Origin of the sequence: Flavobacterium sp., from assembly GCF_043756175.1 — a bacterium.
In the GTDB taxonomy this organism is placed as follows: Bacteria; Bacteroidota; Bacteroidia; order Flavobacteriales; family Flavobacteriaceae; genus Flavobacterium.
The window spans coordinates 1-12,116 of sequence record NZ_JAYURN010000100.1; the positions used below are offsets into that span (position 1 = coordinate 1).

Here is a 12,116-nt window from a genome sequence, read left to right on the forward strand (position 1 = left end):
TTTTCTAAAAGTGCTACCGATCCATAACTGTCCTTTCTGTTTTCAAGCAAGAACTTCTTGTACTCTAGTCGTACTTTCTTTTTTATCTCAGCTTCTTTAGTAGACCCGTCTGGTAAAATGTCAATTACGATTTGTGCGGCCGAAATTTCTGCCAAAACTCCTTGTAAGACAGTCTCGATTTCTACTGAGGTTTCACCATAATTAATAGTAATTCGATTAATCGTATAATGCTTATACGCCAAATCTGATTTTTCTCTTTCTGCCCATGTTAATAAAACATCGCAATCGGCCACTGTGGTAATTCTGTTTAATGAATACATAATAATAGGTTTTTTTATGATTAATACTATTCTTACATTTCCAAATAGAATGCCAAAGAGTACGGGCTATGCGGCGGTTTTATTTTTTTAACATTTTGTAAGAAAATATATCAGTTAAAAACTATTTTTAACTATTTGATTTACAGCTCGGTCGAATGTTCTTTAATTTTTTGCTGAAAACTGTATTTTAACATTTCGAAACTTTCCTTTTTCAGTTTTAATTCCAGTAAACGAGACGAACTGTGCTTATGTAAGGTGTTCGTTGCTCTTGTTTTGATGCTTTTTGCTAAACTAATAGTGAATTCATTCTCGGATTGTAATTCTAAATACTGTACAACCTCTAGCGCAGCAAAACATGCTACTCGTATATTTTCTATTGCGATTATTTTGCGTTCTAGGTAGTGTTGCTTGTGGTCTAGGACTTTATATTCTCGGTTTAGCCATTCCTTTTCATTCTTTTTTTCCTTTACGGCCATCATGATACTTTCGGGAGAAACCGACTTGGCTTTTTGCGTGTTATATAGTAAAGCCGCTAATTGTTGCTTTGCAGCAAGAGGGATATCCCTTCTTCCTGTTTCGTACATTGCCCACTGAATTCTACTAATTCCCAATAGCATTGCTATTTCCTCTTGGGATAAACCAAGTAGGTTTTTTATGGTTTTATCGTGTTTCATTTGTAACAATTTTTTTAAATCATTTTTTTTGTTGCAAAAACTGTGACATTTTTTTTAAAATGAAAATTTTGTTACAAAAAGTGTAACATTTTATTTAAAATATTTTTTTTGTTACAGAGCAAATCACTCCGCTTTGGCTTTTCGACTGTAACAATAGACCCGACAGGTTTCGAAAACCTGTCAGGTCTAAAGTATAGAAAGATTGACATTGTAATCTAACTGAATTTAGTGATTGTGTAGGAGTTTTTTTATGATTAAGTTTGGGAAAACTATATTTCCTAAATGACCATACAACAATACCTCGACAAAATAAATACGCTTTATAAAACAGGAAATGCACGAGAACATTCATATCGTGGTGATTTACAGAATCTTTTAATGGCCATTTTGCCAGATGTTTTAGTAACCAATGAGCCTGCTCGCGTAGCTTGTGGTGCTCCTGATTATGTTCTAACTCGTAAGGATATTCCTATTGGATATGTAGAAGCTAAGGATATTGGTGTAGATTTAAAAGATAAAAAACTTAAAGAACAATTTGACAGATACAAAGCCGGTTTAACCAATTTGATTTTTACCGACTATATGGATTTCCATTTTTATAAAGATGGAGCCTTTGTTACTAAAATAGAAATTGCTTCTGTGGAGAACGGAAGTATCCTTGCTAAACCCGAAAACTTCGAACAGTTTACCAACCTTATAAAAAACTTTGCCGAAACCATTTCTCAAACCATTAAAAGTCCAACCAAATTGGCGCAAATGATGGCGGGAAAAGCAAAGTTAATGGCAGACGTTATTGAAAAATCATTAAATAATGATGACAAAGAAGAAAAACGTTCGCAACTAAAATCGCAAATGTTGTCGTTTCAGCAAATGTTGATTCATGATATTGATAACAAAGCTTTCGCAGATATTTATGCACAAACTATTGCTTACGGAATGTTTGCCGCACGTTATCACGACCCAACACTTCCAACCTTTTCTCGTATGGAAGCCGCTGAGTTAATCCCAAAAAGTAATCCGTTTTTACGAAAATTGTTTCAAGATATTGCAGGTTACGATTTAGATACACGTTTAGTTTGGATAGTAGAAGAATTAGTGTCTATTTTCTTAGCTTCCGATGTGGCAGAAATTATGAAGAACTTCGGAAAAAGTACTAAGCAAGAAGATCCAGTGGTTCACTTTTACGAAACCTTTTTAGGAGAATACAACCCAGCATTACGAAAAGCAAGAGGAGTTTGGTACACACCACAACCAGTAGTAAATTTTATTGTACGTGCCGTAGATGATATATTAAAAACAGAATTTAATTTACCACAAGGTTTAGCCGATACAAGCAAAATTAAGATTAAGAAAAAATCTATTACTCAAACAGGAGTTGGTGCCAATTCTAAAATTAAAGAAGTAGAAACCGAAGTGGAAGTACACAAAGTACAAATTTTAGACCCAGCCACAGGAACAGGAACGTTTTTAGCCGAAGTAGTAAAACACATACACAAAAAGTTTGAAGGCCAACAAGGCATTTGGAGCAAATATGTTACCAACGATTTAATACCAAGATTAAATGGTTTTGAGTTGCTAATGGCCTCTTACGCCATGGCACACCTAAAAATGGATATGCTATTAACCGAAACAGGCTACAAACCCACGGACGACCAACGTTTTAGAATTTTCTTAACAAATAGTTTAGAAGAAGCCCACCCCGACACACAAACCTTATTTAGTAGTTGGTTAAGTGACGAAGCCGACCAAGCCAATGCCATAAAACGTGACGCACCTGTTATGGTAGTGATGGGGAATCCGCCGTATAGTGGTGAAAGTGCTAATAAAGGTGAATGGATTATGAACTTAATGGAAGATTATAAAAAAGAGCCAGGAGGAAAAGAAAAATTGAAAGAACGTAACCCAAAAATGATAAATGATGATTATGTAAAATTTATGCGTTTTGGGCAACATTTTATTGATAAAAATGGAAGTGGAATTTTAGCATTTATTAATCCTCATGGTTATTTTGACAATGGAACATTTAGAGGAATGCGTTGGAATTTATTACAATCTTTCGATAAATTATTTTTGATTGACCTCAATGGAAATGTTAAAAAGAAGAAGAAATCAATTGAAAATGAAAATGATGAAAATGTTTTTGACATAACTACAGGGGTCTCAATTAATATTTTTATAAAAACAAAAAGTAAAAATGAAGCAACTGTTTATTACCATGAATTAGTTGGTAAAAGAAAAAAGAAGTATGATTTTTTAGAAACTAATAATTTAAAAACAATACCTTTTACAATAATTAAACCAGAACTTCCAGAATATTTTTTAAACGTAAAAGACTTTACTAATGTTGATGATTATAAAAAAGGATTTTCTCTAAATAATATGTTTAACTTTTATTTATCGGGATTATCTACTAAAAATGATGAATTCTGCATATCTATTGATAAAAAAAATATTGAAAATAAAGTGAATGATTTGAGACTTTACTCAATAGATGAGTTAAAAACTAAGTATAATATAAATAGTGAAAGTTCTAGTTGGTCTTTAATAGGTGCTAAATTTGATGTAAAGGATGATATTAATAACGATAAAATTATTAAAATAAATTATAGACCATTTGATGATAGATTTACATACTACACAGGAAAAAGCATGGGATTTATGGGTAGACCTAAAGGTGATTTAGGAAAGCATTTGTTAAAAGATAATTTAAGTATTGTAACTGTCAAGAAATCTAGAAGTAATAATGTTTGGAACTCAATTGGTATATCAAATAAGATGATTTGTGAACCAACAACAATTACTTCTCTAGACGGAAATTATGGTTTTCCATTATATCTCTACCCAGAAAAAACCGACCAACAAAGTTTATTAGATGATTTAAACGCAGGGTCAATTCGCAATGCAGGGACAGCTCGCGAGCTGTCCGTACAAAAGCGCATTCCCAATTTAAATATGGAAATTGTGAATCAAATGGCACAGCAGTTGGGTATTCCGTTTGTTGCGGAGAAAGAAGACCTGACAGGTCTGAAAAACCTATCAGGTGTAAAAAAACCAACAACTTTTGCCCCAATAGACATTCTAGATTATATCTATGCCGTATTGCATTCGCCAAGTTATAGAGAAAAATACAAAGAATTTCTAAAAATAGATTTTCCGAGAGTTCCGTTTCTGGAATCTTTGTCAAAGTTTCAAACTTTGACAAAGTTGGGCGCACAATTACGCCAAATCCATTTATTAGAAAGTGAAGTAACAGAAAAGTACATCACACAATATCCAGAAGATGGTGATAATATAGTTGTTAAACCACGATTAGACCTGACAGGTTTCGAAAACCTGTCAGGTCTGGGAAATGTTTACATTAACGAAACCCAATATTTCGCCAACGTTCCAGAAGTCGCTTGGAATTTCTACATAGGCGGCTACCAACCCGCACAAAAATGGCTAAAAGATCGCAAAGACAGAGAATTGAGTTACGAGGATATTTTACATTATCAAAAGATAATTGTAGCGTTGACGGAGACGGATAGGATTATGAAGGAGATTGATGGGGTTGAAATAAATTAGAATTTTTAGGGCTTTGGGAATCCTGATACAATCTAAAATTTAAACCCTTAGAATTTGAAGAGTCAAAAAAATAAAAAGATTAATGAAAAACAGAAAGCGTAATAGAATGTTGGGATTCGATTATTCACAAAATGCTGTTTATTTTGTTACTTCTTGCTGCAAAAACAGAATTCATCATTTTGGCGAAGTCCATCTTGGAAAAATGAATTTATCTGAATTTGGAAAAATCGCAGAGACACAAATAGAATGGCTCCAATCTCAATATCCCTATATTGAATTGCATAATTATGTGGTGATGCCCAATCATGTTCATATTCTTTTCGAAATAGATTCCTCTCTTATTGAACGGACAGCTCGCAACGTACGGACAGCTCGCGAGCTGTCCCAACGCGATATACCCCAACATGAGCTGTCCCAACATGAGATACCCCAACGCGAGATGCCGCAACAGGATCCCATAAAAATAAAATCTGTTTCCTCTATTATGGGCGCATTTAAAACGACCACATCAAAACAAATTCATTTATTGGGAAATCTAAATTTCGAATGGCAGCGGTCATTTCATGATCATATTGTGCGTGATGCTAGAGCGTACGAAAATATTTTTAACTATATAACAGACAATCCAGATCGTTGGAAAGAAGATACTTTTAATAAAGATTATAACACTAATTATACAGAAAATGAGTAAAGTGAACCAGCCTGTTGCGTAAAGTTTCCCTACTTTGAGCTTAAAAAAATATTTGGGGATGTTTACCCATTTAGCCTCGATTTCTACAGGGTATTTTAGGATAAAATAATTAGTAAAACTTTAAAATTGCTCTAATTCGATTTAAAAATAATATTCTAAATTTGAATCAAATAACACTGTGGTAATTCCCACCTATGACAACAAATAATAATGGGCAAATTCCTTCTTCTACTATCCAAAATAGGGAAGCTATAGCTATAAAAAATGCAGGACTGGTTATACTGAACAATTACTTCGACATTTTGTTCGAACGATTGCAGTTTACAGCCAACAAGCAATTTACCAGTGCCGAAAACCAAAGTAAAGCAGTGCATTATTTGCAGTACCTCGTGACTGGGTTAAGCAACACCGAAGAAGCCTATTTACCTTTGAACAAAGTGCTATGCGGACTGCCATTAACACAAACGGTGCCAACAGGTATCACAATTTCTGAAGCCGAAAAACAGTTAATAGACGGCATGATTAAAGCGGTTATTTCACATTGGTCGTCTATAGAGGGATCTACCGTTGATGGCTTTAGAGGCAACTGGCTAGAACGTGATGGTTTGCTACAAGAATTGGAAGACCGATGGGAGCTCTCTGTGGAAAAAAGAGCTTATGATATGCTACTGAATCGATCTCCTTTTTCTTTCTCGATTATCAAATTTCCTTGGATGGAGAAACCACTTCATGTGATTTGGGGTTTTTAAATTGTGTGGTATGCTTCGTCAGCATGAAAAAAAAAGGATTATGTGATACTTCCTGCGTCAGCATGACAAAATACAATAACTATTCACAAAATGCTGTTTATTTTGTTACTTCTTGTTTCAAAAACAGAACCCATGATTTGGCCAAGTTCATCTTGGAAAAATGAATTTATCTGAATTTGGCTTTAAAGCGAGTTTCAATTTCTTGAGTTTTTTACTTTGTTTGGAATAAAAACACATTATAAATCCCGTATTAAGTTTTTTACTACACCCAAACAAAGAATAGCATCTTCATCTTTTATTTCAATATTAGGATATTCGCTATTATCGGCAACAAAGACTTTTTTACTTTTGTTGTATCTTTTTACAGTATAGTCGCTATTATTTATAGATACAATTGCAATTTTATTGTCTTTTAAATCAATATCGGATTTTACAATCAATATATCTCCCATTTGCAAAGTTGGGTACATCGAGTTTCCTCTTACTTTTATCAAATAGGTGTTGTTTGGGTTGGTAATGTATTTTTCGTCAAGACTTAATTTTTGCTCTACAAAATCTTCAGCAGGGCTTGGAAAACCAGCTTGTACACCACCAAAATAATTGACAAGAATTTTATTGTCTTTAATTTGATACGGTAGGTTTTCTAATTCATTTCCGAATTTAGGAATTTTTATAATTTTCATTTAATCTACTTCTAAAAGTTCGTTCCAGTTGGTAGTATATCGTTTAGATAATTTTTCTTGACGCATTTTCCAAGTACGTCCTATATCTTGCGATGCTAACTTAATTTTCTTTTTTCCAAGATTCGCATTGAGCTTGTCAATAGTTGCCATCAATTTTTCATGTTTTGGGTTTTCGTCCAAAAACAAATTCATTTGCTTTTCGCCTTGTGGTGTTAATGCCGAAACAATTACACCCGCTTTTTTAAAATAGAATCCTTTTTTATAAATAGCTTCTAATCCCTTTATGGCAAATTGCGATAGTGTGATACTCGAATTAGTGGCATAAGGTAATTTGATAACTATATTTCGGCTGTATTGAGGTTGGTCAAGATTATAACCGTTGGTTTGTATAAAAAGCATCAAAATATTACAATGCGAATTTTGTTTGCGTAATTTTTCGGCACATGATACTGCAAAAGTTGAAACACGTTCTTTGAGGTAATTAATATCCGTAATTGTGGTTTCAAAACTTCGGGTTGTTGCAATAGCTTTTTTGTTGGTTACCTCATCTAAAGACAATCTTTGTTTGCCTTCTAATTCATGTTTTAAACGTAATTCTACTATAGAAAATTTAGATTGAACGTACTCATCGGCTAATTGTGTAAAGTCATAAGCTGTAAAAACTTTTATGGCTTGTAATCGTTTAGATATTTGACGACCAACACCCCAAACATCTTGTATTTTTGTCCATTTAAGGGCTTTTATTCTTTTTTCTTCGGTATCAATAACATAAACACCGTTTGTTCTATCTGAGAATTTTTTTGCAATTTTATTGGCAACTTTACTCAACGCTTTGGTGGGTGCAATACCAATACTAACAGGCATGCCGACTACTTTTTTTACTCTTTGACGAATAGTAATACCGTATTCATTCAAATCGTAATTTTCAAAACCTGTAAATTGTAAAAATGCCTCGTCGATAGAATAAATTTCTATTTCGGGCGTAAATTCCCGAAGTGTATTCATCACTCGATTACTCATATCGCCATAAAGCGCATAGTTTGCCGAAAAGACGTTAATATTATTTAGTTTAAAAACTTCTTTGTACTTAAAGGCAACTGCACCCATAGGTACAAATTCTTTAGCTTCGTTGCTTCGCGCAATAACGCAACCGTCGTTATTAGATAATACGACGATAGGCTTTCCGTTTAGAGTTGGATTAAAAATCCGCTCACAGGAGGCATAAAAATTATTACAATCTACTAATGCAAACATTCTGTAAAGTTCAGAAAAAAATAAATTGTTAACTAAAAATTATTGAATTATTGTGTTTATACATTTTTCTAAAATAGAAGTTAATTGAGTATTGGATCAAAACCCGTTCAAAACAATAAAACAAGAATACTGTATTTAGGTATGGTGGTCATGATGTTTGTTGTGATGGTGATTATGATGGTCTGCTTAGAAAATATAATAGACTACCGAAGCCCCTTCTATAAGAACCAAAAACAAATTAGTGTTAAAACATTTTCTCTCATGACATAAACACATTTAGAAATTATACTTTTTAAACTAGAAAAATTAATTATTTGATTTTCAAATAAATAATTTTTCTACATTCCTAATAAGATTAATCTGATAATTATTTAGAGAAAATAGAAATGAGAGCAGTAACCGAAGATAAAGCGGTAACTTCACAAAAAATATATTTTAAAAACCTATGAATTATATAACTTTTAGTTAAATTTCTGTAACGTTTTTAGTTTCTATTTAATCACCTTTGATAAATCTGTAAATCGAAAAAATTTGAAGTTATATATAAAATATATGGTTAGCAATCGTTGTAAAATATCAGTTCGAGATGAACTTAAAAAACTCGGATTGCATTTTATCATGGTCGATTTGGGTGTGGTCGAAATTATGGAAAACATTACTCCAGAAAAAAGACAACTACTCAAAATAGGACTCATTGATGCTGGCTTCGAGTTAATGGACGACAAAAGAGCCATTCTTATTGAAAAAATTAAGAATATCATCGTTGAGATGGTACACCATACCGAAGAACCAATTAAGATTAATTTCTCTGATTATTTGTCAGAAAAACTAGATCATAATTACACTTATCTCGCTAATTTATTCTCAGAAGTACAAGGCACAACGATAGAACATTTTATTATATCGCACAAAATAGAACGCATCAAGGAACTTATAATTTATGGCGAACACAACGTAACGGAAATTGCTTGGAAAATGGGATATAGTAGTGTAGCGCATTTGTCTAGTCAGTTTAAGAAAGTAACAGGACTTTCTCCATCACATTTTAAACAACTCAAAGACAAACGACGAAGTCCGATAGAAGAAATATAAATTATGAAATTCACATTAGAAAAAACTACAACACTCTTTTATTCACTTACATTAATTGTATTAGCTACATTATTGGGGATTTATTTTTACAATACTCAAACTATAAAAACATCAAATAATTCGCTAATACATACACAAGATGTGATAGCAAAAAGCAATGTTGTCCTTTTAGATGTTATTAATGTTGAAACGAGCTCAAGAGGTTTTGCCTTTACAAGAGATATAACATTTTTAGATCCCTACAGTAAAGCAATTCATAATTCAAAAAAAAATATTTCAGATTTACAATTGTTAACAAAAAACAATCCATATCAGCAAATTCGGGTTGAAAGTTTAAAAACAAAGATTGTAGAAAGATTGTATTTATCTAAATTAATTATTGAAGATAGTAAAGTTAACATTAATGGCTTGAAAATAAATGATATAAGGATTAATATGGATAAAGGTAAGGTTATTACCGACACCATTAGAAAACTAATTTCTGAAATAAATGCGGCTGAAAATATCTTGCTAAAACAACAAAAAATTGACAACGGAAAAAGTGCAGATACCTCAGAATTATTACTTTTTTTACTCTTTTCATTAATTACAGCTGTTACAGTTCTTATTTTTTATATCATTAATAGTCAGAAAAAAAGAAATAAAGAATTAGCACTTTTTAATGATATTCAAAAATTGGCTTCTCAATATTCATTGAGCTTAATAGAAGCTAGTCTTGACCCACTTATTACTATAAATACAGAAGGAAAAATTACAGACACCAACGAAGCAACTGGAAAAATAACAGGAATTGAAAAAAGCAAATTAATTGGTTCCGATTTTTTTGATTATTTTACAGAACATGAGAAAGCTCGAGATATATATCAAGAAGTTTTCAAAACAGGTTCGGTTTCAGATTATCCACTAACCATTCTTCACAATGAAGGAAAACTAACCGATGTATTGTTTAACGGTTCTGTTTATAAAGATGATTTTGGAAATGTTTTAGGCGTTGTCATTGTTGCACGAGATATTGCCGAACAAAAATGGGCGCTAGATTTAAGAGAAGCTAACAAAAAATTAGGTTATCAGAATGATGAAAAAGAAAAAAGAGCACAAGAATTAGCCATTGCAAACAAAGAATTAGAATATCAAAATAGCGAAAAAGAAAATCGTGCCAACGAATTATTAATCGCTAATAAAGAATTAGAATATCAAAATGTAGAAAAAGAAAATCGTGCAAATGAATTATTAGTTGCTAATGAAGAATTGGCTTTTCAAAATCAAGAAAAAGAAAATCGGGCGGATGAGTTGTTAATTGCTAATAAAGAATTAGAATATCAAAATAGAATTAAAGAAAAACGTGCTGCAGAATTAGTCATTGCCAATAAAGAATTGGCTTTTCAAAACAAAGAAAAAGAAAAACGTGCTGCAGAATTAGTCATTGCCAACAAAGAATTACTATTTCAAACAGGAGAGAAACAAGATCGCGCAGATGAGTTAGTCATTGCCAACAAAGAATTACAATTTCAAACAGGAGAAAAACAAGATCGTGCAGACGAATTAGTTATTGCCGATAAGGAATTGGCTTTTCAAAATGATGAAAAAGAAAAAAGAGTTATCGAAAATAAAGAATTAGAAGACTACAGTTATTCTTTGAAATTGGCTTCGCAATATTCTTTGAGTCTGATTGAAGCTAGTCGCGATCCTTTATTTACGATAAGTCCAGAAGGCAAAATTACCGATTGTAATGCTGCAACAGTTAGAGTAACAGGAGTATCAAAAGAAAAATTAATGGGTTCTAATTTTATCGATTATTTCACGAATCCTAGTAAAGCCAAAGAAGGTTACGAAGCCGTTTTTAATAAAGGATTTGTAGTAGATTACCCACTTACAATCAAAGACCATAAATTGACAGATGTATTGTTTAACGGATCTGTTTATAAATCTGAAGAAGGTAAAGTAATAGGTGCTGTGGTAGTTGCAAGAGATATTACAGAGCAGAAACAGTTGGAAAAAGAACTGACCGAAGCCAAAGTTTTTGCAGAATTGGCGACAAGTATTGCTGAAGAGGCTAAAATTACAGCCGAAACTGCTACAAAAAATGCAGAAGAAGCCGTAAAATCGAAACAACAATTTCTCTCGAATATGAGTCACGAAATTCGTACACCAATGAATGCTATTATTGGTTTTACAAAAGTAGTTCTCAAAACCGAACTTACTGCAAAACAAAAAGAATATTTAACAGCCATAAAAATGAGTGGAGATGCTTTAATCGTATTAATTAATGATATTCTAGATTTAGCAAAAGTCGATGCTGGAAAAATGACTTTCGAGAAAACACCATTCAAACTCAAATTATCTATAAATGCGATGTTGCATCTTTTTGAAACCAAAATTCAAGAAAAAAACCTAAGATTAATTACAAATTACGATAAGAATATTCCTGAAGTTTTGGTTGGAGATCCAATCCGTTTGCATCAAATTATATTAAACTTATTAAGCAATGCGATTAAGTTTACTAACAAAGGAAAAATTACAGTAAGCGTAAATTTAATCTCTGAAAATGAGGATAATGTAACCGTAAAATTTTCGGTAGCAGACACAGGAATAGGAATAAAAGACACCAAAATAGAAAAAGTTTTCGAAAATTTTCAACAAGCTACTAGCGAAACATCAAGATTGTTTGGAGGAACAGGTTTAGGACTTGCCATTGTAAAACAATTAGTAGAAGGGCAAAAGGGAACCATAGAAGTAGAGAGTGAAATAGACAAAGGATCTACTTTTAGTTTTATATTAGATTTCAAAAAAACAAACGCTGAAGCAGTTTTAGAACCTGAAATTATCGAATTGAATTCGGAAGTAAAAGATATTAAAATTCTAGTAGTCGAAGATATGGAACTCAACCAACTACTAATGAAAACCTTGTTAGATGATTTTGGTTTCGAATGTGAAATTGCATCAAATGGAAAAATTGCTGTAGATAAACTTAAAGAGAAAAATTTTGATATTGTCTTGATGGATTTACAAATGCCTGAAATGAACGGTTTTGAAGCTACCGAATACATTAGAAAAACATTAAAATCTAATGTACCCATTATTGCACTTAC

General features: G+C 32.3%; 9 protein-coding genes. 5 read left to right on the forward strand and 4 right to left on the reverse strand.

The genetic code is table 11. The annotated features are described in order from the left end of the window. Positions 1 to 320: hypothetical protein (locus tag ACH2BP_RS07730; RefSeq protein ID WP_395058613.1), on the reverse strand; the 320-nt coding region annotated here is incomplete at its 3' end. Positions 321 to 460: 140 nt separating this feature from the next. Continuing rightward, positions 461 to 994: a helix-turn-helix domain-containing protein gene (locus tag ACH2BP_RS07735; RefSeq protein WP_395058615.1), complete on the reverse strand. Its 534-nt coding sequence runs from the start codon at positions 992 to 994 to the stop codon at positions 461 to 463. 282 nt (positions 995 to 1,276) lie between these two features. Between ACH2BP_RS07735 and ACH2BP_RS07740 the strand changes: the two genes are divergently transcribed. The 3 genes from ACH2BP_RS07740 to ACH2BP_RS07750 all read left to right on the forward strand — a co-directional run bounded on the left by ACH2BP_RS07740 (position 1,277) and on the right by ACH2BP_RS07750 (position 5,998). Next, positions 1,277 to 4,558, forward strand: a complete 3,282-nt coding sequence (locus tag ACH2BP_RS07740) for a type ISP restriction/modification enzyme (protein ID WP_395058617.1) — start codon at positions 1,277 to 1,279, stop codon at positions 4,556 to 4,558. An 82-nt stretch (positions 4,559 to 4,640) separates the two neighbouring features. After that, positions 4,641 to 5,249, forward strand: a complete 609-nt coding sequence (locus ACH2BP_RS07745) for a transposase (RefSeq protein WP_395058619.1) — start codon at positions 4,641 to 4,643, stop codon at positions 5,247 to 5,249. Between the two features lie 194 nt (positions 5,250 to 5,443). After that, complete coding sequence (locus tag ACH2BP_RS07750; protein WP_395058621.1) at positions 5,444 to 5,998, forward strand: contractile injection system tape measure protein; 555 nt, start codon at positions 5,444 to 5,446, stop codon at positions 5,996 to 5,998. Positions 5,999 to 6,234: 236 nt separating this feature from the next. Here the strand turns inward: ACH2BP_RS07750 and ACH2BP_RS07755 are convergent, their stop codons facing one another. Continuing rightward, the gene (locus ACH2BP_RS07755; protein ID WP_395058623.1) at positions 6,235 to 6,681 is read right to left on the reverse strand and encodes a LexA family protein; all 447 of its coding nucleotides are present in this window, start codon (positions 6,679 to 6,681) and stop codon (positions 6,235 to 6,237) included. Continuing rightward, positions 6,682 to 7,935 carry a Y-family DNA polymerase gene (locus ACH2BP_RS07760; RefSeq protein ID WP_395058625.1) on the reverse strand — a complete coding sequence of 418 codons (1,254 nt, stop codon included), beginning with the start codon at positions 7,933 to 7,935 and terminating at the stop codon, positions 6,682 to 6,684. It lies immediately after the preceding gene. Positions 7,936 to 8,487: 552 nt separating this feature from the next. On the opposite strand from ACH2BP_RS07760, the gene ACH2BP_RS07765 reads away from it, so the two are divergent. Together ACH2BP_RS07765 and ACH2BP_RS07770 are read left to right on the forward strand one after the other, a co-directional pair. Next, positions 8,488 to 9,027 (forward strand): helix-turn-helix domain-containing protein, encoded by a 540-nt coding sequence (locus tag ACH2BP_RS07765; protein ID WP_395058629.1) that lies wholly within the window; start codon positions 8,488 to 8,490, stop codon positions 9,025 to 9,027. A gap of 3 nt (positions 9,028 to 9,030) precedes the next feature. Beyond that, positions 9,031 to 12,116, forward strand: a 3,086-nt coding sequence (locus tag ACH2BP_RS07770; protein WP_395058627.1) for an ATP-binding protein, incomplete at its 3' end; no start/stop codon positions are given.